We start from the raw sequence: 22,853 nt of genomic DNA on the forward strand, positions 1-22,853 counted from the left end.
CCTACCCCGTCTTCGACGGGCAGGAAACCAAAAACGCACGGCGGGGGGGGGGGGCACCCCCCCCCCCCCCCCCCCCCCACGAGCGCCCTCGCCTGCTCACCGGCCACGCCGCGACCGCACGCACGATCGCGACCGCCACCGCGTCACGTCCTTCGGTAGGTCGCGACGGACGCTCCGTGCTCGAGCACCGTGCCACCGGTACGGGTGAACGCGGTGACCTCGAACCCGCCGGACAACATCGGGATCCCGGTGCCCATCAGGATCGGGTAGGTCTTGATCACCAGTTCGTCGATCTCGGCCATCAGGCTCCCCGCCAGGCGCCCGCCGCCCGCGAGCCAGATGCCCTTGCCGGTCGACTCTGCCTTCAACTCGCGGACCTTGGCGACCGGGTCGCCGGCGATCAGCGTCACCTCGGGGTCGGGGCTTTCGGTGATGCTGTTGGTGACCACGTACGTGCGCAGGTGGCTGTACGGGTTGGTGATGCCCTCCCGGAGCGCCGGATCGTACGTCGCGCGACCCATCACGATCGTGTCGAAGTGCCGGAACTCGGCGTCCGGCGCAACCCCCACGTGCGGAGCCACATGCCCCGGGAGCGTCTCCGGATACTCGGAGACCAGGTGTGCCAGGACGTCTTCGCCGACCGGGAAGAAGTCGACGCTTCCGTCCTTGCCGGCAATGAAGCCGTCGAGCGAGGTGCCGACGAAGTACGTGAGCTTTCGCATGCGAACTCTTTCCGTAGTGATGCCGAGCGGGCCGAAACGGCTCGGCCGCCCGATGATGACTACAGTTATAGTACTTCAGATGTAGTGGTTGCAAGCTCTCGCTCGAAACTCGTCCGCCTCATCCGTCTCACCCTGGAAAGCCCGCCCGACCCAAGCCCCCGTCCCGTCACCACGGCCGCGTGTCCGTCCCCGGCAACGGACGCAGACCCGGCCAGGCCGCCGCCATTCGCCCGCGCAGCCGCCGCGCCAGCTCACCCAACTCGCGCAACGGCTCGGTCGCCGTGTCGGCGACCACACCGAGGCGGTGTACCAGGCGCTCGCGTGCCGAGACCGGACCCCACGTGAAGTCCTGCACCGGCACCCGGGCCAACTGGTCGACCCGTTCCCGATGGGCCCGTTCGACCAGCGCGTCGCCGCGGATCAACCAGCCCGCGCACGCGTCGGCGATGTCCGTCCGCGGGTCGATGGCCCGTCCGGTCCGCGCCCGCCACGTCGACGCGTACACCGCCTCCACCTCGGCCAACGGTGTGCCGGTGACCGACATCGCGCACCAGCAGGTGGGGAACCCGATCCGGAAGTAGGCGAGTTCCACCAGCCCGTCACCGAGCGCGGCCTGCTCGAAGTCGACGAACCGCACCCCGTCCGCGGTCCGCAGATCGTTACCCGGACACGGGTCACCGTGCAGCAGGGCATACCGACCGACCGGCTCCAGCCGGGTGAGCAGCGCGGCCAACTCGGCCGGTACGCCCGCCGGGATCGCCACCTCCAGCGTCGTGGCCAGCGCCAGGAACGACTCGGCGTCCGCGGCGGTGGGCGGGCGCCACGCGGGCAGCGCCTCGGCGTCCGCCACGCCGGTGAGCGCGTGCAGTCGGGCCAACGCGTCGGCGTACCCGGGCATCCAGTCGTCGATGCGGCCCAGGTCGTCGAGATGTTCGAGCACCATGACGCACGCGTCGGGATCGGTGGCGAGCACCTCGGGACCCACCGGCCCCCGCGCGGCCAGCCGCAGCCCCGCGACCTCCCGCGCGAACCGCTCGGACGCGCCGTAGCGGTGGTCACCCGCCCCGATGATCTGCTTGACGATCGCCCGCTCGCCGCCGAACTCCACCCGCCACACCCGCGAACGCGGGCTGCTGTCCAGGAGTTCCGCCCTCTTCGGCGGGCCCAGCGCGGCCCGCAACGTGTCACCGATCGGCACTAGTTGGATTCCCATGGATCCGACACCCTACCCAGGCGCCACCACACCGCCCCGACCGTCGCGCCGCCCGACCGAGCCCCCGGGACGGCTCCGCGCACCCTGCCGAGAGCATGAACTCCCGGCCGAGCCGCGCGGGCCGGCAGACTTGCCGGGTGGAGATCAACGGCACACCCGCGCATCCCGACGACCTCGCCGCGCTGGCTCTGTCGAACATCGGGCATTTCACGTCCATGCGGGTCGAGAACGGCCGGGTGCGCGGCCTGGACCTGCATCTGGCCCGGCTGGTCCGGGACTGCCGCATCGTGTTCGACGCCGACCTGGACCCGGACCGCGTCCGGACCCTGGTCCGTCGGTTCACCGCCGGTCGAAACGAGGCGTTCGTGATCCGGGTGACCGTCTTCGATCCGGCGATCGGCCTGGCCGACCCGGCCGCTCCGGCCACGCCGCACATCCTGGTCGGCACCCGGCCGGCCGGGCCCCTGACGATGCCGCCGCTGCGGGTGTTGCCGCTGACGTATCGACGCGATCTGCCGGAGGTCAAGCACGTGGGCCTGTTCGGCCAACTGCGCCAACGCCGCCGGGCGATGCTGGCCGGCTACGACGACGCGCTGTTCGTCGAGCCGGACGGTCGGATCTCGGAAGGCGGCACCTGGAACATCGGCTTCGTGGTCGCCGACCGCCTGATCCGCCCCGACGCCCCGTGCCTGCGCGGCGTCACCGCCGACCTGCTCCAGGCCCACCGGCCCGCTCCTACCCGGCCCGTTCACATCGGCGAACTCGCGCCGATCCAGGCCGCGTTCGCGACCAACACGGCCATCGGCGTGCGCCCGATCAGCGCCATCGGCACACACGTACTGCCCACCGACCACCCGCTCCTGGCCACCCTGGCCGACACCTATCGCGCCATCCCCGGCGACCTCGTGTAGACCCGCTCGGCCCGCCGGCACGCCCGGCCCGGTCGCCCCCGGTCACGGAAAGTCGAAGAACCTGATCCACCAGGTCGGCCCATCCTCGACGGTGTAGTGGTCCGCGAGCCGGCTCACCCCGTCGTACGTGCACCGCAGCAGATCCTCCGGGACCACCGTGTAGCCGAGGTCGTCCAGCGCGGCGGCGACGCGGTCCGCATCCGCCGGCGACACGTACGCGGGCGCCGCGCCGACCGGGTTGTCGTCCGGCGCACCGACGCTCGTGGCGACCAGGTCGCCGAAGTTGCTGACCACGAGGGTGATCCGCCCGCTCCCCGCCAACGCGCTCGCGGGCACCACGATCGCGCCGTGCCGACTCGCCGCCCGCGCCTCCCCCTCCACCGCACAGTGGCACGCGAAGTCCGTCTCCAGCCGCTCCACGAGCCGATCGAAGCGCTCGCGCGTGGCGACCGGGTCGTAGTCCGGCGGGACGGTCAGGTGCTCCGGATGGTCCAGGGCACGCAACAGTGTCCAGGCCTCGTCCTCGTCAAGCGTCATGTGCGTGTCCACCGATCCATGCGGCGCGCGGCGCCTGCCCATACCCGGGTGCGCACTCGGGCACACCTCCAACCGCACACACCCGGAACGCCCTCACCCATCCGTCGTGCCCCCTCACGTCACCCCGCCTCACCTCACCGATCCAACGCATGCCCCCTGATCCGCTCGGCTCACCCACCCCGCATCAACTCCGCCGCCACACTCGCCGCCCGACCCCACCCACCTCGGCGACGAACATGTCCGCTCCCACGATGTCGAATCATCCCGCCGCAACCGCCCGCGTCCTCGCAGATGCCCCGACGGCCGCTTCGGTGCGAAGATCCTGCCGCCGCGGCACCGGCGTCCCGGCGATCGGCACACGATCGCCCCGGCTTGGGGTGGGGTGGGGGTGTCCGGCACGCTGTGGGTTCGTGTATCCGTTCCAGATCTGGTGGTGAATCCGGCATGACCGCCTTGGACCCGGCCATACCCGAGTCGGTCGACCCCGTGCGGGTGGACCGTTCGGGGCTCCAGCGGCGGACCGTGCGCACGCTGATCGCCGCGCAGGTGGTCGGCGGGGTGGGCATGGGTTCCGCGTTGACCGTCGGCGGGCTGCTCGCCGAGGATCTGTCCGGATCCAAGAGCTGGTCGGGCTTCGCGACCACCGCGATCACGCTGGGCGCGGCCGTGTTCGCGATCCCGATGTCGCGGGCCGCGTCCCGGTACGGGCGGCGGGTCGCGCTGACCGCCGGGTGGGGGCTCGCGGCGCTCGCGGCCGGCGGGGTGATCCTGGCGGCGGTCCTGGAGTGGTTCCCGCTGCTGATCGCCGCGCTGCTCGTGTTCGGCGCCGGTACCGCGGCCAACCTCCAGTCCCGGTACGCCGCGACCGATCTCGCCGACGACGCGGGCCGGGCCAAGGCGTTGTCGATCGTGGTGTGGTCGACCACCGTGGGCGCGGTCCTGGGCCCCAACCTGAACGAGCCGGGCGCGGTGGTCGGCCGCGCGGTCGGCCTGCCGGAGTTGGCCGGGCCGTTCCTGTTCTCGATCGTGTCCTTCGGCGGCGCCGGCGCCATTCTGTGGGTCGCGCTGCGCCCGGATCCGCTGCTGATCGCCCGCGCCGACCTCGGCGACCGGCAGCCGCCCCGGGGCAACCTGCGCGGCGCGCTCGGCGTGATCCGCCGGGCGCCGCGCGCGATGCTCGGGCTGGCAACGGTGGCGTTCGGGCACGTGGTGATGGTGTCGGTGATGGCGATGACACCGGTGCACATGAAGGATCACGGCACCGCGCTGACCCTGGTCGGGCTGACCATCAGCCTGCACATCGCCGGGATGTACGCGCTGTCGCCGGTGGTCGGCTGGGCCGCCGACCGGTTCGGCCGGATCCCGGTGATTCTGGGCGGCCAGCTCGTCCTGCTGCTCGCGGTGTTCGTCGCCGGTACCTCCGGTCACTCGACGTGGCGCACCATGGTCGGGCTGATCCTGCTCGGCTTCGGCTGGTCGTGCTGCCTGGTCGCGGGCTCGGCGCTGCTCGGCGAATCGGTGCCGGCCGGCGAGCGACCGGGCGTGCAGGGCGTTTCGGACCTGCTGATGAACCTGGCCGGCGCGGCGGGCGGCGCGGTCTCGGGTTCGGTCCTGGGCCTGGCCGGCTACGGCGGCCTCAACCTGGTCGCGGGCTTCCTGACCGCGCCGGTGTTGTGCGTCGCGGCGGGCTTCGCACTGGGCCGCTCCCGGCGCCCGACCGCCTGAACCCCGCGCCCCGGGACGAGCACGGGCGCGTGCCGCACCCGACCCGCCCGGACCCCGGTGATCATCCGCCTCGGATGGCCCGCCCGGGTCGTGGCCGATCCGCGATCCCCATATGTTTGGACAAAATGTGCCAAATGGTCGCGGGTTTCCTGCCCCGGCCTTCCCGGAAGGGGCAACCATGGTGCAGCGGGTGGTCGTCGTCGGAGCAGGATTCGCCGGGTTCGAAACGGTGCGAAGGCTGGAACGCTCGCTCGGTCCACGCGAGGCGGAGATCGTCCTCGTGAGTCCGATGGACTACATGGTGTACCGGCCGCTGCTGCCGCAGGTCGCGGCGGGCGTACTGTCCTCGCGCACCACGGCGGTGCCGCTGCACCGGATGTTCAAGCGCACCCATGTGCTGCCCGGCGGCGCGATCGGTGTGGACCTGGCCGCCAAGGTGTGCGTGGTGCGCAAGATCTCCGGCGAGATCACCAACGAGCACTACGACAAGCTCGTCCTGGCACCGGGCAGCGTGACCCGCACCTTCGACATCCCGGGCCTGACCACCTACGGGCACGGCATGAAGAACCTGGCCGAGGCGGTCTATCTGCGCGACCACGTGATCGCCCAACTCGAGATCGCCAACTCCAGCATCGACCCGGCCGAGCGTGCCTCGCGCTGCCAGTTCATCGTGGTCGGCGGCGGCTACGCGGGCGTGGAGACCGCCGCGTGCCTGGAGATGCTCACCACCAACTCGCTCCGGCACTTCCCCCGCCTGGACCCGGCGCAGGTGCGCTGGATGATCGTCGACGTGGCACCGCGCCTGATGCCCGAACTCGGCGAGAACCTGGGCAAGGCCACGCTGCAGATGCTGGCCAAGCGCGGCGTGGACGTGCGGCTCGGGATCAGCGTGCGGGAGATCACCGAGGACTCGGTGACGCTGACCACCGGTGAGAAGCTGCCCTGCCGGACCCTGGTCTGGACGGCGGGGGTCACCGCGAGCCCGCTGATGGGCACGATGGGCGCCGAATTGATCCGCGGCCGGCTCGCGGTCGCCGCCGACCTCGCCGTGCCCGGTCACCCGGACGTGTTCGCGCTCGGCGACGCCGCGGCAGTGCCGGACCTGGCCAAGGGCAACGGCGCGATCTGCCCGCCCACCGCGCAGTACGCGCACCGGCAGGCCAAGGTCGCCGCCGCCAACGTGGTCGCGTCGCTGCGCGGGCAGCCGATGAGCCCGTTCCGGCACAAGGACCTGGGTCTGGTCGTCGACCTCGGCGGCACCCAGGCGGTGGCCCGACCGCTCGGCTACGAGATGCGCGGTCTGCCCGCGCAGGCGATCACCCGCGGCTACCACCTGATGACGGTGCCCTCGATCCGGGCCCGCACCCGGGTGCTCTCCAACTGGATCCAGCACGCGTTCGCGGGCGACGACCTGGTCCGACTGGGCTTCATGTCCGATCAGGACGGCCGGATGGGCAACCTGGAGAAGACCGACGCCTACCTCTCCCCGAACGAGGTCACCGCCCGCACCGGATCGCGCGCCGCACACCCGTAGAAACCCCCTCGGGTAGCGCCCGCACCGCACGCCGGTCACCGTACGGACCTGCCCGACGGAGAACGGCCACCCCGACGAGGACGCGGGTCCGCCCGAGCGGCCCGCGCGGGTGCGCACCGGCGCCGGGACGCCGTGCGGGGTGCCGGATCCCGCCCTGGCGGGTACACGTGGGCCATGAGCGACGAGCGCACGGCGGCCCGCCTGCGGATGGCGCTGGTGGAGCGGCTGCGCCTGACCGGGAGCGTACGCACCGAGGCGGTCGCGCACGCGATGTCCCAGGTGCCGCGCGAGGTGTTCACCCCCGGGGTGTCCTCGCTGGAGCGCGCCTACGAGGACCGGGTCGTGGTGTTGTCCACCGACGACCGGGGACTGCCGGACAGCACGGTCAGCCAGCCGGCGATGGTCGCGCTGATGCTCGAACAGCTCGCGATCCGGCCGGGGATGCGCGTGCTGGAGATCGGCACCGGAAGCGGGTACAACGCGGCGCTGCTGGCCCGGTTGACCGGGGTCGAGGGCGAAGTGGTCAGCATCGAGGTGTCCGCCGATCTGGCGGGCGCGGCCGCGCGGCGCCTGGCCGGGCTCGGGGTGCACGTGGACGTGCGGGCCGGGGACGGCTGGGAGGGGGTCGCGGATCGCGCGCCTTTCGACCGGATCGAGGCCACGGTGGGGGTCCCGGACCTGCCGCCGGCCTGGGTGGCGCAGCTCGCGCCGGACGGGGTGCTGGTCGCCCCGATGTGGCTGCGGCCGGGCCTGGAGTTGGCCGTCGCGTGGGAGCGCGCCGCGGACGGGACGCTGACCAGCGTGTCGGTCTCCCGTTGCGGATTCCTCCAGTTGCGTGGCCCGCACGCGGGGCCGGGGCGCACCCACGCGCTGACCGGCGATCTCGCGGTGATCGGCGAGGATCTGCCGCCGGCCGCGCTGGACGTGTTGCGCGTTCTGCTCGACCACGGCGCGGTGGACGCGGGCCCGGTACTGGGTCCGGTGGACATGCGGCTGACCGGATTCGCGTTGGCCGAACCGCGCTCGGTGTTGTTCCTGGGGCATCCGGGCGACGGGCTGACGTGGGGCCTGTTCGACCCGGAGCGGCCCGCACTCGCGGTGCTCATGCGCGACCGCATCCTGGTCTACGGCGACCGCGACGCGGCGGTCGACCTGTACTACGGCGTGGCCGGCGCACCGGTGGTGAACGCCGACCGGCTGCGGCTGGAGGCGGTCCCGGTGGGCACCGACTTCCCGCACGCGCCGGACGCGGGTGGCCGGGCGTGGACGGTGGAGCGGGAGCACTACCGGTATCGGCTGACCGAGATGTGAGCCGAACGCCGCCCGCCCACACCGGAACCCGGCCGGGCGGGCGCCTCGGCCGCCCGGCCCTACCTGGGGGTGCGCAACAGGCAGAACTCGTTGCCCTCGGGGTCGGTCAGCACATGCCAACCGCACTCGCCCTGGCCGATGTCGGCGGGCTTGGCGCCGAGCGCGAGCAACCGGGCCAGTTCGCTCTCCTGGTCCGAGCCGATCGCCGGGCTGACGTCCATGTGCAGCCGGTTCTTGACCGTCTTGCCCTCGGGAACCGGCTGGAACAGGATCGTGGGCAGCGACCCGTCGGGCGCGCTCAGCTCGATGTCCTCGCCATCGACGGTGAGGTTCCAGCCGAGCACTCGGCGCCAGAACTCGGCGATGGCGGGCACGTCGTGCGCGTCGACGACGAGTTCGGAGAACACGGCGGGCATGACGACTCCTCGGTGCGGGCGGGGAGGGAGGGGTGGGAGGGGTGGGACGCGTCCCCAGTCACTGGGGCGGCAGTGCGCGGACCACCTGCCCGAAGCGGGCGGACCCGGTCAGGGACGCGTGCTCGGGTCCCCGCCAATTGACCTCGAGTTCCTCCAGGATGCCCTCGTGCCACCAGAACATGCCGGTGGACAAAGGCTGCTGATCCCGCGTCAGGCCCTGGGCGGTCTTCAGCACGAAGCCCGCCATGCCCAGTGTGCGCTGCGAGTTCAGCGGCAGCGCGAGCAGTCCGTTGTCGATCGGCGGGACGACCAGCGCGCCCGCGCGCAGCGGGTCGCCGAGCGCCTCACCGAGCCGGAACAACTGCGCGGAGCCGGGCCAGCTCTGGCCGAGCAGCGAGTGCAGGGTCGTGCCGGTGGAGATCTCCATCGGCGTGCCGCTGAAGCTCTCCATCCGCAGGTTCGTCGCGGCCTGGAGCCAGACGTCCTCGACCGCCATCCCCCAGTGCTGCACCATCGGCGTCTCGATCGTGACGGCGGTGCCGTCCGGGCCCTTGACGCACGCCACCGCGAGGATCTCGCCGCGATCGCCCAGCGGCCACACCATGCCCTGCGTGCCCAGGTGCGGACCGGGCCGGCTGATCATCAGCCGCAGGTCCTGCCGAATGCGATCCGGCGGCGCGCTCATCAGGACGCCGCGCACGTCCTGCCCCCAGGCGGCGTTCTGCTGGTTGCGGGACTGGCGACGAAACAGCGCCACGGAAGGCTCCTCGTACGGGGTGGCGGGCGGGCCTGACAAGTCATAGTCAACACCCCCCGGCCCGCGCAACATCACGCCGTACCGCCGGCGTCCGTACGACGGGCCGGACCGGGGTCATCGCCCGGGTGCGCGGGCTCCGTCCGCGCCGTCCGGCTCACGCCTGGCGGGTCGGCAGGATCACCATCTGGCGCAGGTTCACGTGTCGCGGCCGGGTCGCCACGTACGCCACCAGGTCGGCGACGTCGGTCGCGGCGAGGCTGCCGATCGTGTCGAACATGGCACCCAGTTGGCCGGCTTCGCCCAGCTCCGCGTTGTCGATGTGCGAGCCCAGCTCGGTGTCGGTCAGGCCCGGCTCGATGTTGGTGACCCGGACGTCGCGCGGGCCCAGTTCACTGCGCAGGGAAGCGGACAGGTGGGTCAGCGCGGCCTTGGTCGCGCCGTACACGGCGTAGTTCGGGAAGGTCACGTGTGCGCCGATCGAGGAGATGTCGACCAGGTCGGCGGTGCGTCCGTCGGCCGCGGCGGCCACCAGGTCGGCGGTGAACGCGCGGATGATCCGCAGCGCGCCGGTGATGTTGGTGTCGATCATCCGGGTCCACTCGTCGATCCGGCCGTCGTCGACCGGGTTGGGCAACATCACCCCGGCGGAGTTGACGACCAGGTCGACCCGGCCGAGTTCGGCGTGGATCCGCGCCGCGCCGGCGTCCACCGAAGCCTGGTCGGTGACGTCGACCGCGACGGCGAGCGCGGTGCCGCCGGCGGCGGTGATCTCGGCGGCCAGTTCCTTGAGCCGATCCTCGCGGCGGGCGAGCAGCGCGACATGCGCGCCGTGGGCGGCGAGCAGGCGCGCGGTCTCGGCGCCCATGCCGCTGGCGGCTCCGGTGACGACGGCGATCCGACCGGCGAGTGCGGTGTAGCTCATGGGAGGACTCCTGTGGAGGCGGTGCGCGAAAACCAGGCGCGGAAGCGATGCGGGGAGACGATCCGGGGCGGGTGCCCCGTCGACGGCACCTACCTTGCCCGCGTTCGGCGAGGGCACCCAGAGCTCACGTTTTCCTGGGTCTGCCCGTACCACCTCCGGGCGGTCCGCGCCGGCCGCCGATACGTCGGCGGCTAGAGTCCGGGCATGAGTGACGCGTCCTTCGAACAGCTCGGCGACTTCCTCCGTGCGTGTCGGGCTCGGGTCGGGCCCGAGGATGTCGGGCTGCCGGTATTCGGTCGCAAGCGGCGCGTGGCCGGGTTGCGGCGCGAGGAGGTCGCGCAGCTCGCGGGGGTGAGCGTCGACTACTACGTGCGACTGGAGCAGGGTCGGGGGCAGCATGTCTCGGACGCCGTCCTGGACGCGATCGGACGCGCGCTGCGGCTGGACCCCACCGAGTACCAGCACATGTGGGATCTGGCCCGGCCGACCCGGACGAGTGCTCGGCAGGTCGCGCCCTCGACGGCGCGGCCGGGCGTACAGGTGCTGCTGGACCGGATCGACGCGCCCGCGTTCGTCCTGGGCCGGTGCATGGACGTGTCGGCATGGAATGCGGCCGCCGACGCGGTGATGGGGCTGAGCGCGATGGCACCGCACGAGCGCAACATGGCGCGGCACACGTTCCTGTCCGCCGACGCGGCTCGCTTCTACCCGGATTGGGAGCGGGTCGCCGCCGACACGGTCGCCTTCCTGCGTCTGGACGCCGCGCGCCACTCCCCGGACACGCGGATGGCCGCGCTGGTCGAGGAGTTGTCCGCCGGCAATCCGCGCTTTCGGCCGCTGTGGGACGCCCACCAGGTGGCCGAGAAGACGCACGGCACCAAGCGGCTACGCCCCGCCGACGGCAGCGTGCTGGACACCGCCTACGAGACGTTGTCCTTTCCGGGCGACCCCGATCTGCTCCTCGTCGTCTACACCACGGCCCCGCGGGTCCGGACCGCGCCCGCCGAGTTGTCCGCGACGGCCGCCCGGAACTGAGTCCCGCCCGGCCCCGAAGGCCCGCGCGAATCCGTGGATCCGCTTCACTCGCTCAGCTCCCGTTCCAGGGGGACCCTGAAGCGCGGCGTCACGCACGTCCCGGACAACCACGACGTATGCCGGGCCGCCTCGGCCTCGATCGCCTTGACCGCCTCCGGCGGGAGGTCGACCAGCGCGCGCCAGACGACTTCACCGTCGGCACGCGTGGCCCACCCGCCGACGACGCGTCCGTTCCACCACACGGTCGGGCCGATGTTGCCCATCCGGTCGAACAGGCGCTCGCGCAGTTCGGGGGTGATGTACCAGTCCCGTTCCTTCCAACCCATCGGCGTGGCGTCGAGCGCGGGCAACATCACCGCCCACGGCTCCGGTGTCGGGCCCGGCGCCTCGTCGCCGGGCAGCACGTACCCGACGCTTCCGTCGTCCAGGCGCACCTCCGTCGCGCGCACCGCGGCGAGCGCGTGTCGGGTGTCCGTGAGCGTCCATCCGGTCCACCACTTGAGGTCGTCCAGCGTCCCGGGCCCGAACGCGGCCAGCCATCCGCGCACCAGTTCGGCCTTGGCCTCGGTCTTGCCGATCTCCGGCAGCGGCGGCGCGATGGTGTATCGGAACCGGCTGGACAACCACGACCCCTGCGGCCTGGCCCGCACGATCCTGCCCTCGCAGGAGAGCGTGAACAGCAGCCGTGTGGACACCCCTTGGTTCGCCTCGTACGGCTTGCCGACCGCCACTCGGATCTGGGTGCGCAACAGCGGGACCACTTCGCCCAGTTGCATCGCGGTGGCCTCGCCCATCCCGGTGAGCGCGGCCACGGTGTCGGCCTCGACCTTGTCCAACCACGCCTCGTCGTAGCCGCCGGACGCCAGGAACTGGAGCATCACCCGGCGCTGGGTGATCGCGACCGCGTCGGTGCTGGAACGCTGGACCACGTGCACGATCTCGCGCGGAACCACGTAGACCGTGCGCCGCATGCCGGGCATCCGCACCAGCGTCCGGTCCTCGTACAGCGCGCGTTCCACCTCGGCCGACGACGGCTCGACCAGGCGCGCGCAGGTGGACACGTACACCGTCGCGGGGTCGGTGGCGTGCAGCAGGAGCACGGCGCGGGCCGCGTCCTCCGCCCTCGCGGCTCGCGCGCCGGGCGCCAGGCGATGCCGAATGCCCAAACGCGCTCGTCGTTCGTCGTCGGTGATCCGTGGCAGCGCAGAGGTCATGCGCCGACCATAGGGGTCCGAGACGACATGTGGCCGGGAATCATACGGCGCGGCGATTCGGGATCGCTTTACCGTGACGGGGTCGATACACGGAAGAATCGAGTATCGGGTTCCGCCCGTACCACCGCACGTTTGCGTGAAGGAGTCACCATGCCCTCTGGGGGATCGTCCCGGTTCGATTGGCGTCGTATGACGCTCGCCCGTCGGGCGGCGAGCCCGGGTGGTCCGCGCCCCCCGAAACCCGGGAACGGGCTGGTGATCGGGGCGGTGATCATCGGGGCGATAGTGATCCTCGCGTGGTGGCTGCTCTCCTCCGACGGGAGCGACAACGGCAAGAAGTCCGCCTCGGCGACGGCGCTGCCCAACGCGTCCGGATCGGGGAACCCGTCCGCGAGCGGCAGTGGCACCGCGGTGCCCTCGCCCACCTCGACGGCCAAGCTGGCGGTCATCGCACGCCAGGCGATCGGCCTGGAGATACGCGAGAAGCCGGGCAAGGGCAAGACCATCGCCGAGGTGAGCGCGGGCACCGAACTGACCGCCACCTGCCGGGCCAAGGGCTCGAACGTCTACGGCTGGCGTGGCGGCAAGAGCGATCAGTGGGTGCTGGTGACCACCGGACAGGGCGCCGGCTATGCGCCCGAGGCCTGGTTGGAGACGACCGGCTCGGCGAAGGACCTGCTGCCCGTCTGCTGACCCGAGGGTGCCGGTACGGACCGCCGGATCCGGTGGGCCGGCCGCCGACCCCGCGCGCGCTCGCGGCCGATCAGCCACGGGCTCAGCGGGGTCCGCGAGACCAGCCAGGCGAATCCGGCGGATCCGATCGCGACCACGGCGACCAGCGCGGCGGTGTCGGCGACGGGCGACCACGGCAACGCGGCGGCGAACCCGCTCAGTTCCAGCAACCGCAGGATCATCGGGTGCACCAGGTAGACCCCGAAGGCCAGTTGCGCACCGAGCGCGGCGGCGGCGCGTCCCGGGAACGGGGTTCGGGCCCGCTCCCAGCGGGTGGCGACGGCGTACAGCGCGAGCACCGCGAACGGCCCCCACAACAGGCTCACCGGCTGGGTGGCGATCGAGGCGGTCGCGGTGTCCCGACCCGCGGCCACGGTGTGTCGGTACCACGCGTAGGTCAGCGCGAGCATCGCGAGCGTGCCGACGCAAATGGTCCGGGTGTGCCCCAGGATCCACGCGTGGAAGGCGTCCAGGTGCACCGCGGCCAGCGCGCCGGCCATCACGAAGAAGCCGTAGGTCGGCAACAACATGCCGCCGTGCACGCGATACCACTCCAGCGGCCCGCTCAGCGGCATCTCGTGGAACAGCACCACCAGCGCCGCAAGTTGCACCACGCCGGTGACCGCGAGCAGCAGCACGTGCCGGCCCGCGCAGGCGCGGACCAGTTTGACGAACAGCGGCAGGAGCACGGCGATCTGGAGCGAGACGAGCAGGAAGTAGAGGTGGTACCAGGATCCACCCCAGACGATGCCGCCGCGCAGGTCGGTCAGCGCGCCGGGCAGGTCGTGCCGGATCCGTTCGTGGTCGCCCAGCACCCAGTAGGCGGTGGACCACAGCAGGTACGGGACGCCGAGCAGCTTGAACCGCTTGGTGAGGAAGGCGCCCACCCGCAGCGGGCGTCCGTAGGCGCTGTGGAAGAGCACGAACGTGCTGACGAAGAAGAACACCGCGCGGGTCGAGTGCAGCACGAGCTGGGTGAACGCGGGGCCTTCGCCCGGGAAGGGGTACGTGACGCCGATGACGTGCACGACGATCACGCACAGGAAGGCGATGTCGCGCATCAGGTCGACCCGGTGCAGGTGCGGCCGGCGGCCGGCGGCGGCGCGCGGGCCGGTGCGGGACGACGGGGTCGGATCGGTCCCGCCGGGTGCCTGCTCGCGCCCCGGGGTCTCGGCCGCGCGCGCCGGCGCGGGAGCCGGGCGCAGGTCCGCTGTGCGCTTGTCGGAGGTGCCGAAGGAGAGTGCCATCACCGGGCGCCTGCCCCGAAATCGGCGACCACCTCGCCGTCGGCCCGTCGTTTTCTCGGCGGTGCGACGAGGGTGACGAGGGCGACGGGCGGTCGCACCGTCCGTACGGGGGTCGAGCCGGATCGAACCGCAGGACGCGGGGTGCCACAACGCGGAAAGTCCATGTAGGCAGCATGGACGCGCTTCATGAGTGAATGATTAAAGCCGCCCCGGAGCAGGATTGACGTTACGTCAGGTTCCGGCAAAGCCCGCCGGCGCACCGAGGGGTGCGCCGGGCGGTGGGAGGGGCGGTGGGTCGTGCGCGAGCCGGGACGCGTGTCGGGTCGCGAATCGGGACGGGTACCGGGTCGGTAGACGGGTGGAGTACCGGATCGACCGTCCGCTATGTGACGGATTGCGGGTCGGGAACGAAGACCGCGCGGTCCCGGTGGAAGGTCATCGTGCCGGCCGTCGAGCCGTCCCAGCCCAAGCCGCCGGGTTCGTAGCGTTTGCTGACGGTGGCCCACCACAGGTTGGACGTCATCACGTGGCCGACCTCGTCGAGGTACGCCCGCATCCCCGGCTCGCCGCCGTGCGGGCCGGCCATGATCCGGTCGCGCAGGTCGAGGAACTTGCGTTCGGTGGCGTCTATCAATCCGCAGATCTTGTTCATCGCGCCTTCGAGGTCGAGCCCCTCCGCCTCGCCGAGGTAGTAGACCAGGTTCACCCGGTCGTCCATGACCAGTTCCTTGCGATACGAGACCAGGTCGTTGATCAGCGTGTAGCCGTCGATCGCGGTGTCGTGGATCGCCACCATGTCGGCGGTGCGGAACGCCTCCTGGGACAGCGCCACACCCGGAACGCCCTCCTCGGCGAAGCCGAACAGCCAGCGCACGCCCAGGCTGTGCCGGCGGTCGTCCATGTAGGTGTCGTAGTCCGATATCCCGGCGTCGCGCCAGTTCTCCAGTTCGGTGGTGAAGCCGTGGGCGAAGTCCTCCATGTAGGACACGAAGCGGATCCAGCGCGCGGGCGGCATGCGCTCGCGCAGCCAGGAGAAGTCCTCACGCAGGGGGGTCGAGCCGTCCCCCCAGCCGAGCAGATCGGACATGAATCGACCGAACACATTGCGGGTGGCGAACGAACTGCCGCCCAGGCCCGCCTTGTCGACGAGGCTGTTCTCGATGCCGATCAGATAGTTCATCACCTTGGCCGTGGTCAGCGCGAGTTCGTAGTCCGCGTGCGGAACGGACAGCGAGACCAGCAGCGTGCCGTCCACGTTCTTGTCGATCCGAGCAGCGTCGCCGCCGTACGCGAAACCCAGGTGCCGGTGCGCCCACCAGCGGGATTCGCGCATCAGGCGATCGGTCTCGGGATGGAACGTCATCGGCAACAGGTTCGCGAGCTTCGGCAGGTGGAAGCTGATCGGGAGGTCGACGACGGTGGGAGTGCTCACGCCGGGCTCCTTTCGCCGGTCTGCGTCGGATGGTTCCTGCCCCCACGCGTTCCGGCGGTGCCGGGCGCCGGGGCGCGCAGAGGTGCGGGATGCGCCGCCGAGGCGCCCGGGCCGGGTGGCACACCCGGCCGGCGGTGCGATCGGGCGGTCAGTCGATTGCCCAGATGACCGAGGGCCAGCAGGGAGAAGTGGTCGGCCAGGCACGGGATCACGTACAGGAATGGTCTGGTGCCGAGCATGTCCGGTACGGACTCGATACCGCCGTCCGCGCGTTGGGCCCGCAGCAGGTGTTCGACGCCGCGTGCGACCGGGCGCGGGTCGTTCTGTCGGCACAGCGCGATCAGGGCGTACGCGGTACTGATCGCGTCGCTGGGGTCGCCGGGTTGCTGGCCCCAGCCGCCGTCCGGGTTCTGCCCCTCGCGCACCGCGGTCAGCGCCCGTTTGACGGTGGCCCGGTAGGCGTCCGGGCCGAACGCGTCGGTCGCCAGCAGGGCGCGGAAGATCGCGTGGTAGCGGCTGCGGCTCCAGTCCGGGTCGAACGTACCGTCCGGGTGCTGGGCGCCGGCCAGGAACCGGCGTGCGGCGGTGATACGTTCCACGTGCCGCGGCGCACGCACACTGAGCGCGTTGACGGCGGCGGCGGTCATGCACGCCTCGGACGGCGCGCCCGCGATGTAGGTGGGGAACCCGCCGTCGGGGGCCTGGTAGGACCATAAGGTGCGTAAGCCGAAGTCGATGTTGCGCCGGTAGCGCACCGGGTCGGTGGCGTGCAGGAACTCGATCGCCACCGACGTGTCGTCCACGTCGGCGAGCGCCGCCGCTTCGGTGTACGACCAGCCGCCCTCCGCGCGTTGGCCGGCCGCGAGGTAGTCGGCGATCCGCCGGCGGACCTCGTACGGTGCACCGGCCGCGTCCAACGCGACGCCCGCGGTGACCGCGCACCATGTGTCGGTGTCGGTCACGAACGGTACGCCGCCGTCCGCGCGTTGGTGGGCCAGCACCTTGGCCACGCCGTTGACGATCAGGCCGTCCAGGTACGGCCGGTCGGCAAGCGCGTGCAGCACCAACAGGTGCACGAGGAGGTTGCCCTCCCAGATTCCCGACGCCTGCTGGGTATCCAGGAGCAGGCGCAGGTCGGCCGGGTCGATCTCGTCCGCATGACCGGTGAGGTCGGCGAGGGCGACCTTGAGCGCGACGGTCTGCACGTGCGCCCACGGGTGCAGGTTGCCGGTGTCGAACGCGTCCGGGTCGAACGGCCGGCGGGCGGCGCGACGCGGTGGGCCGAGCAGCGCGAGGACGGTCTCCAGCATGACCCGCTTGCGGGCGTTCAGAAACGCCGGCGCGCGCTGGAGGAACCGGTCGAGCAGGTCACCCGAGGCGTGCTCCACGGTCTCGCCGGAGTGGCGTAAAGCGATCGTCGCGAGCAACCGATCCAGAGGTTCGACACTGTCGAGGCGATCGGCCAGGAACCCGGCGAGCCGGCGGTGGTGATCGGCCTCGAGACCGGCCCGCTCCAGCAGCCGCAACAGCAGTGCCGATTCGAGCACGCGACTGCGGCACGGGCCGCGGACGGCTCCGTCGGGACGGACCGAATCGGCGACCCGCCGACGCAGCCTGGCGGTCGCCACGGGCAGTTCGGGCGTGAACATTTCCGCAGGCCACGGCGGCATCCGGGTATCTCGCACGCGCATCGGTCAACGCCTCCCCACACGTCCTGTCGCAAGCTGTGCCGTCGTATCCGGTGTCGCCGGGTATGGCGCCGAGCGGGGAATGGGTGCTGCGGTTGGGGTACCCGGCGTGCGATGCACGTCCCGGCAGGTGAGCGACCCCCATCGCCCGGACCGGTGTGTTCCCAACACGAAATCACCCGAAGGCGTGAATGCGGAAGCCTGTACTCGTTTGTTGTCTGAATTAGTGAGTAATCGCCATCAAATGTGCTGGAAATGAACGGCTATTGACGGCACTTCAGACCGTCGGGAGCAAACCTTCCAGCCCGGGAGCGGTCCTGGTGGGTGCGAATTCGACAACGTCGTACGTTGCCACGCCCTCGCGCCGGAACGGGTCTTCCGCGAGCACGGCGTCCAGTGCGGCCCGGTCGCCGGCATGCGCCAGGATCACCCCGCCGGTACGGGGGACGCGGCGGCCGGAGGCGAGGAGGGTGCCGGCGGCGTAGTGCCGGTCGAGCCATTCGAGGTGGCCGGGCATGAGTGCGTCGACGTCCTCGATGGGGGCCACGTAGGTCAGCGTGATCACGAACATGCCCCGATCGTAGGGCGTGCCGGGGGTCGGGGGTGGGGGGTTGTGGTCACCGGGCCGACGGGGCTGGTCAGGGGTGGTCCGAGGCGGTCGGGACCGGTCGGGACCGGTCCCGGGACGGGGTGGGGCGGGGCGGATCCGGGGTTGGGTTCGGGGGTTGGGTCCGGGCGTTGGGGTCGGCGGTCGGGTTCGGGCGTCGGGTTCGGGGGCGGGTCTCGCCGATCGGGGCGACGAAGGTAGCGGCCCGGGGTTGAGGTTCTCGACTTTGGTCGGCGGAATATGACCGCTTGGCCGTGTCGCAGGTCAATTGCTGTCAGTAGATTGACGAATATGCGAAAGATCCTCGACATATTCGGATTGCTCCTGGTTCTCCAGGGCGTCGGGGGCATGATCCACCACTTCTTCGGCTGGTTCCGTCTGTGGACACTGCTCACCCGGCAGTCCTTTCTGCACGGGCACGATGTGGCCGCGAGCATCGCCCTGATCGTCCTGGGCTTCGCGGTGTGGATCGTCGCCGAGAAGCTTTTGCCCACCGAGAAGGAGAAGAACAAAAGAGGCTCGATATCCGGAGCACAAGCCGAGCGGGACAAGCGATAGCCGACCGGCGGGCTCGGGCGGCGCCGGGCCGGTTTCGTTGGGCCGGTTTCGTTGGGTCCGTTTCGTTGGGTCGGTTTCGCGAGGCCGTTCCATTAGTCGGTTTATCGACCTGAGTGCGGGGCGGGATTTCGGGATTCGACCACCGCTCGCCGAGGCTCGCCCGGCCCGGTCGTCGGCGAGGTCGAGTGCGCGGTCGCGGTCGCGGCTCCCGCTCCGGCCCCGGCTCCGGCTCCGGCTCCGGCTCCGGTCGAGCGCGCACGTGGTTCTACGGATTCGGTCCCCTCCCCTGCGGCCTAGCCTGATGATCACCACCGGATGATCAACACGATGATCGTCAACGGCCGGAAGGGAGCCTCCGATGACCACCGAAGCCACGACCACGACCGCCACGGACGCCGAACTCGCCACGCAGCCCGTCGGCTACTGGACCGGTCTCGCGCACCGCGAGGTCATCGCCTACATTCGCGGCCGACAGGCGGAGCTCGGCATCACCCAGCCGCAGTTCTGGCTGTTGCGTCACCTCTCCACCGACGACCTCTCGGTCGACGGCAAACCCCGATCCGTGGCCGAACTCACCGAGGCGATGAGCGAATACCTGCTCCCCGAGGATCGGCTCGGCCCCGAGTCGGCCGCGCTGGTCGACCGGGGTTGGCTCGCCGAAACGCCTGATCACCGTCTACGGATCACTGCCGAGGGCGAAGCGGCGCGGCTGCGGGTGAAGGCCATCGGTCCATCCGTTCGTGCCCACCTCCACGACAGCATCTCCGACACCGACTACGCCACCACCGTGCGCGTCCTGCAACGCATGATCACGAACGCCACCGCCGCCGGGCACTGAGCCCGGGTCGGGGGCTGATTTCGGGGGCCTGGTTTCGGGGGCCTGGTTTCGGGGGCCGGCGTCAGGGGCGCCGGCGTCCGGGGCGCCGATGTCGGGGGCCTGATGTCGGGAAGCCGTTGTCGGGGGCTTCGAGCGGAAATGCCTTGTTGGGGCGGGGGCGGGTGGGCCATTCTCGGCGCATGATCACTCCCGAGACCAAGAGCTGGACGTGGGTCCTGGACACGGCGTGTCCCGACTGTGGGCTGGACACCCCGACCGTCCCGCGTACCCGGATCCCCGCGATGACTCGCACGAACGCCGCCGCGTGGCACGAGTTGCTCGTCTCCGGCGGCGACGAGCTGCGCATCCGGCCGACCCCGGACACCTGGTCCCCGACCGAGTACGCGTGCCATGTGCGCGACGTGTTCGTCCTGTTCGACGAGCGGCTGCGGCTGATGCTGACCCAGGACGCCCCGGAATTCGCCAACTGGGACCAGGACGCGACAGCGATCGAGTCCCGCTACGCCGAACAGGACCCGGTACGGGTCGCCGCCGACCTCGCGGCGGCGGGCGCCGAACTCGCCGACCACTTCGCGGCGGTGACCGAGGACCAGTGGGCGCGTACCGGCACCCGCAGCGACGGCACGGTCTTCACCGTCGAGTCCTTCGCGCGCTATTTCATCCACGACCCGGTCCACCACCTCTGGGACGTCACCGGCCTTCGCGCGACCTGACCCGCCCGCGACCGCCGACCGTCGACACCCCCGGCCGACGCGGCGGCCCCGGCCGTACCCGATCGGGCACGAGGCGATCCGAGACGCACACGAGGCCGCCCGCCGGCCGGACGGCCGGGTGCGCCTCGGTGCGCCCCGGCAAGCCGAGAACCGCGGCAGCCACGCGAGCACTCCGTGTCGCGTCTTCCCACCTCGCCGGGAGACGCGGCGCGTTGCCGGATGTACCCGATGCGCCCTCGCGTCTAGCGGCGGGTGAGTTGCTCGGTGAGGGCCGTCGCCACCGCGTCGCGGACGGCGGCTTCGGTGGGGGTCGCGCGGCCGGTCTCGGCGGCGAGTTCGGCGAGTGAGGTCATCGTCGTGTCCGGGAGGGCGCAGGCGGTGAAGGTGGTGAACGCGCTCAGGTCGGGGTCGATGTTGAGCGCGAAGCCGTGGCTGCTGACGCCTCGTCGTATCCGCATGCCGATGGACGCGAGCTTGCGGTGGTCGGGCGTCCAGATGCCGACCAGGCTCGGTGCGCCCGTGGGGGTCTCCCGCCGGATCGCCGGGAAGCCGAGCGTGTCCAGCGCGGCGAGTAGGCCATCCTCCACCCGGCGGATCAGGTCGCCGGGGCCGAGCGCCCGTACGTTCACGATCGGGTAGCCGATCAGTTGACCCGGCCCGTGATAGGTCGCGTGGCCACCGCGGTCCACCTCGACCAGCGGAATCGGCGACGCCGGATCCGGGAGGTCGGCGAGCGGCGTGCGCGCGCTGTACGTGATCACCGGCGGGTGGGTGAGCAGGAACAGCCGGTCGGGCGCGAGATCCTGTTGCCGCTCGGCGACCCACCGCGCCATGTCGGCCTGCGCCGCCGGGTACGCCACCGCACCCAGGTCGACCCGCACCGGCGCGCCGGGATTCGCGGTCTGCTCGCGCACTCGTCCGCTCCCCTACCCGACCGGCAGGCCGTCGGCGCGGCGCCAGCGCATCGCGGTGGCGAAGGACAGGTCCACGAATTCGGCGTCCGGGAAGACCTCGGCGTAGCGGGCCCGGTACTGCGCGCGGGTCAGGTAGTGGTCGGACATCAGATGGTCCAGCCACGCCGCGCCGGTACGGAAGCGGTACAGCCACCACGCGTCCCGGATCCGCAGCCGGCGCACGTCACGACCCAGTTCACGGGCGGCGCACACGATGTACTGCCGGCGCGTCGCGGCGGGCACGGTGGCCACGTTGTCGACCAGCACGATCTCCCCGCCCGGTCGGAGCAGCGACTTCAGGTGCGCCAAGGCCGCGCCCAGGTCCGGGAGGTGGTGCAGCGTGCCCATGCTCAGCACCAGGTCGAAGCCCTCGGCGTCGTGTACGTCGGTGAGCGAGGCGACCTCGTAGCGCACCCGCTCGTGCGGGCGCCGTACCCGCGCGACCTCGATCAGCGGCGCGCTCACGTCCGCGGCCAGCACCTCGGCGTAGGAGCCGGCCAGGGCGAGTGCGTGTCGGCCGGAGCCGCACCCCGCGTCCAGCGCTCGGTCGCCGGTCAGTTCGAGTTCGGCGAGCCACTCGCCGAGGGGGTCGCACAGTCCCGCATAGCGGTCGTAGTCGCCCGCGAAGGCGTCGAAGAGTTCCGGGGCGGCCTTGAGCGGTTTCGTTGACTTGGTCAAGAATGGCTTGCGTGTCCCGAACCACGTACGGGTACCGAACCAAGTGCGCGCCGCGGACCAGGCACGCGCCCCGAACCACCGACGCGGCACCGAACGTTCCCCGTCGGCCGGCGCGCGGCCGGTCGCCCGATCGACCATTGGGCGATTCGTTCCGATTCGCGGTGGCGGGACCGGATTCGCGTTCTTCGGTCCCCCGGTCGCCCGGTCCGACACCGTGCGACTCGAAGCCCTTCGCCCCTCAATCATGCCGAGGATGACGCCCCCATGTCCTTCGTACTCGTCGACAAACCCCGCCCCCATGTCACGCTCATCACCCTCAATCGTCCGGACCGCATGAACGCCATGGCCTTCGACGTCATGGTCCCCTTTCGTGAGGCTCTGGAAGCCGTGAGCGCGGACAACGATACGCGTGTCGTCATATTGACAGGTGCCGGGAGTGGATTCTGCTCCGGTGCGGATCTGGAGAATTCCGGTCGGATCCCCGGCATCAAGGGCCTGACCCGAACCAGCATCGCCCGCCGATCGATGGAGATCCTGGACGACGTGATCCTGGGGCTGCGCCGGATGCACCAACCGGTGATCGGCGCCATCAACGGCCCGGCGATCGGCGGCGGCTTCTGCCTCGCCACCGCCACCGACATCCGAATCGCCGCCGACACGGCGTACTTCCGGGCCGCCGGCATCAACAACGGGCTCACCGCGAGCGAGCTCGGAATCAGCTATTTGCTCCCCCGGGCGATCGGGTCGTCTCGGGCATTCGAGATCATGTTGTCCGGGCGGGACGTGGACGCGACCGAGGCCGAGCGGATCGGACTGGTGTCGCGCGTGGTGTCGGGCGAGAAGTTGCTCGACGACGCGTACGAACTCGCCGAACGGATCATCGGGTTCAGTCGAGTGGGGGTGGAAGTGACCAAACGGTTGCTGTGGTCCGGCATGGAGGCAGGCAGCATGCACTCGCACATGGACCACGAGGGGCACGCCCAGTTGTATGTGCGACTGACGACGGAGAACTTCGAGGAGGCCATTCGGGCCCGCAAGGACAAGCGGCGACCGGAGTACAAGGACTGACGGACTTTCAGACGGATCCACGGACCTACGGACCCATGGGGC

At 71.2% G+C, this 22,853-nt stretch carries 23 protein-coding genes; 10 read left to right on the forward strand and 13 right to left on the reverse strand.

Features of this window, described 5'->3' with window-relative positions; genetic code table 11:
- Positions 1-143 precede the first annotated feature (143 nt).
- Both ACZ4FV_RS24500 and ACZ4FV_RS24505 read right to left on the reverse strand, forming a co-directional pair.
- Entirely contained in the window at positions 144-722 is a 579-nt protein-coding gene (locus ACZ4FV_RS24500; RefSeq protein WP_402232114.1) for a dihydrofolate reductase family protein, read from the reverse strand.
- 166 nt (positions 723-888) lie between these two features.
- Positions 889-1,935 carry a phosphotransferase family protein gene (locus ACZ4FV_RS24505; protein ID WP_402232116.1) on the reverse strand — a complete coding sequence of 349 codons (1,047 nt, stop codon included), beginning with the start codon at positions 1,933-1,935 and terminating at the stop codon, positions 889-891.
- Positions 1,936-2,072: 137 nt separating this feature from the next.
- Between ACZ4FV_RS24505 and ACZ4FV_RS24510 the strand changes: the two genes are divergently transcribed.
- Positions 2,073-2,846, forward strand: a complete 774-nt coding sequence (locus ACZ4FV_RS24510; protein WP_395865388.1) for an aminotransferase class IV family protein — start codon at positions 2,073-2,075, stop codon at positions 2,844-2,846.
- Positions 2,847-2,888: 42 nt separating this feature from the next.
- Here ACZ4FV_RS24510 and ACZ4FV_RS24515 read toward each other — a convergent pair whose 3' ends face one another.
- A complete protein-coding gene (locus ACZ4FV_RS24515) occupies positions 2,889-3,383 on the reverse strand; it encodes a hypothetical protein (protein ID WP_395865390.1) in 495 nt (164 codons plus the stop codon).
- Between the two features lie 444 nt (positions 3,384-3,827).
- On the opposite strand from ACZ4FV_RS24515, the gene ACZ4FV_RS24520 reads away from it, so the two are divergent.
- From ACZ4FV_RS24520 to ACZ4FV_RS24530, 3 genes are all read left to right on the forward strand, one after another.
- Entirely contained in the window at positions 3,828-5,108 is a 1,281-nt protein-coding gene (locus ACZ4FV_RS24520; protein WP_395865392.1) for an MFS transporter, read from the forward strand.
- A gap of 178 nt (positions 5,109-5,286) precedes the next feature.
- Entirely contained in the window at positions 5,287-6,642 is a 1,356-nt protein-coding gene (locus ACZ4FV_RS24525; protein ID WP_395865394.1) for an NAD(P)/FAD-dependent oxidoreductase, read from the forward strand.
- Between the two features lie 174 nt (positions 6,643-6,816).
- On the forward strand, positions 6,817-7,953 hold the full coding sequence (locus tag ACZ4FV_RS24530; RefSeq protein WP_465323261.1) for a methyltransferase domain-containing protein: 1,137 nt from the start codon (positions 6,817-6,819) through the stop codon (positions 7,951-7,953).
- A 59-nt stretch (positions 7,954-8,012) separates the two neighbouring features.
- Here the strand turns inward: ACZ4FV_RS24530 and ACZ4FV_RS24535 are convergent, their stop codons facing one another.
- The 3 genes from ACZ4FV_RS24535 to ACZ4FV_RS24545 form a co-directional block, all read right to left on the reverse strand.
- Positions 8,013-8,369 (reverse strand): VOC family protein, encoded by a 357-nt coding sequence (locus ACZ4FV_RS24535; protein ID WP_395865398.1) that lies wholly within the window; start codon positions 8,367-8,369, stop codon positions 8,013-8,015.
- A gap of 58 nt (positions 8,370-8,427) precedes the next feature.
- Entirely contained in the window at positions 8,428-9,126 is a 699-nt protein-coding gene (locus ACZ4FV_RS24540; RefSeq protein WP_395865400.1) for a hypothetical protein, read from the reverse strand.
- A 154-nt stretch (positions 9,127-9,280) separates the two neighbouring features.
- A complete protein-coding gene (locus ACZ4FV_RS24545; protein WP_395865402.1) occupies positions 9,281-10,048 on the reverse strand; it encodes an SDR family oxidoreductase in 768 nt (255 codons plus the stop codon).
- Positions 10,049-10,252: 204 nt separating this feature from the next.
- Here ACZ4FV_RS24545 and ACZ4FV_RS24550 point away from each other — a divergent pair, with 204 nt between their 5' ends.
- Complete coding sequence (locus tag ACZ4FV_RS24550) at positions 10,253-11,083, forward strand: helix-turn-helix transcriptional regulator (RefSeq protein WP_395865404.1); 831 nt, start codon at positions 10,253-10,255, stop codon at positions 11,081-11,083.
- 44 nt (positions 11,084-11,127) lie between these two features.
- Here ACZ4FV_RS24550 and ACZ4FV_RS24555 read toward each other — a convergent pair whose 3' ends face one another.
- Complete coding sequence (locus ACZ4FV_RS24555; protein WP_395865406.1) at positions 11,128-12,297, reverse strand: winged helix DNA-binding domain-containing protein; 1,170 nt, start codon at positions 12,295-12,297, stop codon at positions 11,128-11,130.
- 150 nt (positions 12,298-12,447) lie between these two features.
- Between ACZ4FV_RS24555 and ACZ4FV_RS24560 the strand changes: the two genes are divergently transcribed.
- Positions 12,448-12,990, forward strand: a complete 543-nt coding sequence (locus ACZ4FV_RS24560) for a hypothetical protein (protein ID WP_395865408.1) — start codon at positions 12,448-12,450, stop codon at positions 12,988-12,990.
- On the opposite strand, the gene ACZ4FV_RS24565 is transcribed toward ACZ4FV_RS24560, so the two are convergent.
- The 4 genes from ACZ4FV_RS24565 to ACZ4FV_RS24580 all read right to left on the reverse strand — a co-directional run bounded on the left by ACZ4FV_RS24565 (position 12,927) and on the right by ACZ4FV_RS24580 (position 17,967).
- Positions 12,927-14,276: an acyltransferase gene (locus tag ACZ4FV_RS24565; protein WP_395865410.1), complete on the reverse strand. Its 1,350-nt coding sequence runs from the start codon at positions 14,274-14,276 to the stop codon at positions 12,927-12,929. The two genes, ACZ4FV_RS24560 and ACZ4FV_RS24565, sit on opposite strands and share 64 nt — an antisense overlap.
- A 382-nt stretch (positions 14,277-14,658) precedes the next feature.
- Positions 14,659-15,708: a terpene synthase family protein gene (locus ACZ4FV_RS24570; RefSeq protein ID WP_402232123.1), complete on the reverse strand. Its 1,050-nt coding sequence runs from the start codon at positions 15,706-15,708 to the stop codon at positions 14,659-14,661.
- Entirely contained in the window at positions 15,705-17,399 is a 1,695-nt protein-coding gene (locus tag ACZ4FV_RS24575; RefSeq protein WP_395865414.1) for a prenyltransferase/squalene oxidase repeat-containing protein, read from the reverse strand. Before ACZ4FV_RS24575 ends, ACZ4FV_RS24570 begins: the two co-directional genes overlap by 4 nt.
- A 274-nt stretch (positions 17,400-17,673) precedes the next feature.
- Positions 17,674-17,967 (reverse strand): YciI family protein, encoded by a 294-nt coding sequence (locus ACZ4FV_RS24580; RefSeq protein ID WP_395865416.1) that lies wholly within the window; start codon positions 17,965-17,967, stop codon positions 17,674-17,676.
- Positions 17,968-18,294: 327 nt separating this feature from the next.
- Here ACZ4FV_RS24580 and ACZ4FV_RS24585 point away from each other — a divergent pair, with 327 nt between their 5' ends.
- The 3 genes from ACZ4FV_RS24585 to ACZ4FV_RS24595 all read left to right on the forward strand — a co-directional run bounded on the left by ACZ4FV_RS24585 (position 18,295) and on the right by ACZ4FV_RS24595 (position 20,112).
- Positions 18,295-18,561, forward strand: a complete 267-nt coding sequence (locus tag ACZ4FV_RS24585) for a hypothetical protein (RefSeq protein WP_402232126.1) — start codon at positions 18,295-18,297, stop codon at positions 18,559-18,561.
- A 358-nt stretch (positions 18,562-18,919) separates the two neighbouring features.
- On the forward strand, positions 18,920-19,399 hold the full coding sequence (locus ACZ4FV_RS24590) for a MarR family winged helix-turn-helix transcriptional regulator (protein ID WP_402232128.1): 480 nt from the start codon (positions 18,920-18,922) through the stop codon (positions 19,397-19,399).
- Positions 19,400-19,578: 179 nt separating this feature from the next.
- Complete coding sequence (locus ACZ4FV_RS24595; RefSeq protein WP_395865423.1) at positions 19,579-20,112, forward strand: DinB family protein; 534 nt, start codon at positions 19,579-19,581, stop codon at positions 20,110-20,112.
- A gap of 242 nt (positions 20,113-20,354) precedes the next feature.
- On the opposite strand, the gene lipB is transcribed toward ACZ4FV_RS24595, so the two are convergent.
- On the reverse strand, positions 20,355-21,026 hold the full coding sequence (lipB, locus tag ACZ4FV_RS24600; RefSeq protein WP_465323262.1) for a lipoyl(octanoyl) transferase LipB: 672 nt from the start codon (positions 21,024-21,026) through the stop codon (positions 20,355-20,357).
- Positions 21,027-21,038: 12 nt separating this feature from the next.
- Positions 21,039-21,743, reverse strand: coding sequence for a methyltransferase domain-containing protein (locus tag ACZ4FV_RS24605; RefSeq protein WP_395865427.1), 705 nt, complete (start codon positions 21,741-21,743; stop codon positions 21,039-21,041).
- 264 nt (positions 21,744-22,007) lie between these two features.
- Between ACZ4FV_RS24605 and ACZ4FV_RS24610 the strand changes: the two genes are divergently transcribed.
- The gene (locus ACZ4FV_RS24610) at positions 22,008-22,811 is read left to right on the forward strand and encodes an enoyl-CoA hydratase (RefSeq protein ID WP_395865429.1); all 804 of its coding nucleotides are present in this window, start codon (positions 22,008-22,010) and stop codon (positions 22,809-22,811) included.
- Positions 22,812-22,853: the final 42 nt, after the last annotated feature.

Source organism: Embleya sp. NPDC025285, assembly GCF_055558835.1.

Coding starts and splice junctions, on each gene's coding strand:
- ACZ4FV_RS24520 (WP_395865392.1), top strand. CDS start 3,828: ATGACCGCCTTGGACCCGGCCATACCCGAGTCGGTCGACCCCGTGCGG.
- ACZ4FV_RS24565 (WP_395865410.1), bottom strand. CDS start 14,276: ATGGCACTCTCCTTCGGCACCTCCGACAAGCGCACAGCGGACCTGCGC.
- ACZ4FV_RS24515 (WP_395865390.1), bottom strand. CDS start 3,383: ATGACGCTTGACGAGGACGAGGCCTGGACACTGTTGCGTGCCCTGGAC.
- ACZ4FV_RS24535 (WP_395865398.1), bottom strand. CDS start 8,369: ATGCCCGCCGTGTTCTCCGAACTCGTCGTCGACGCGCACGACGTGCCC.
- ACZ4FV_RS24560 (WP_395865408.1), top strand. CDS start 12,448: ATGCCCTCTGGGGGATCGTCCCGGTTCGATTGGCGTCGTATGACGCTC.
- ACZ4FV_RS24575 (WP_395865414.1), bottom strand. CDS start 17,399: ATGCGCGTGCGAGATACCCGGATGCCGCCGTGGCCTGCGGAAATGTTC.
- ACZ4FV_RS24555 (WP_395865406.1), bottom strand. CDS start 12,297: ATGACCTCTGCGCTGCCACGGATCACCGACGACGAACGACGAGCGCGT.
- ACZ4FV_RS24610 (WP_395865429.1), top strand. CDS start 22,008: ATGTCCTTCGTACTCGTCGACAAACCCCGCCCCCATGTCACGCTCATC.
- ACZ4FV_RS24505 (WP_402232116.1), bottom strand. CDS start 1,935: ATGGGAATCCAACTAGTGCCGATCGGTGACACGTTGCGGGCCGCGCTG.
- ACZ4FV_RS24525 (WP_395865394.1), top strand. CDS start 5,287: ATGGTGCAGCGGGTGGTCGTCGTCGGAGCAGGATTCGCCGGGTTCGAA.
- ACZ4FV_RS24580 (WP_395865416.1), bottom strand. CDS start 17,967: ATGTTCGTGATCACGCTGACCTACGTGGCCCCCATCGAGGACGTCGAC.
- ACZ4FV_RS24530 (WP_465323261.1), top strand. CDS start 6,817: ATGAGCGACGAGCGCACGGCGGCCCGCCTGCGGATGGCGCTGGTGGAG.
- ACZ4FV_RS24500 (WP_402232114.1), bottom strand. CDS start 722: ATGCGAAAGCTCACGTACTTCGTCGGCACCTCGCTCGACGGCTTCATT.
- ACZ4FV_RS24550 (WP_395865404.1), top strand. CDS start 10,253: ATGAGTGACGCGTCCTTCGAACAGCTCGGCGACTTCCTCCGTGCGTGT.
- ACZ4FV_RS24590 (WP_402232128.1), top strand. CDS start 18,920: ATGACCACCGAAGCCACGACCACGACCGCCACGGACGCCGAACTCGCC.
- ACZ4FV_RS24595 (WP_395865423.1), top strand. CDS start 19,579: ATGATCACTCCCGAGACCAAGAGCTGGACGTGGGTCCTGGACACGGCG.
- ACZ4FV_RS24585 (WP_402232126.1), top strand. CDS start 18,295: ATGCGAAAGATCCTCGACATATTCGGATTGCTCCTGGTTCTCCAGGGC.
- ACZ4FV_RS24545 (WP_395865402.1), bottom strand. CDS start 10,048: ATGAGCTACACCGCACTCGCCGGTCGGATCGCCGTCGTCACCGGAGCC.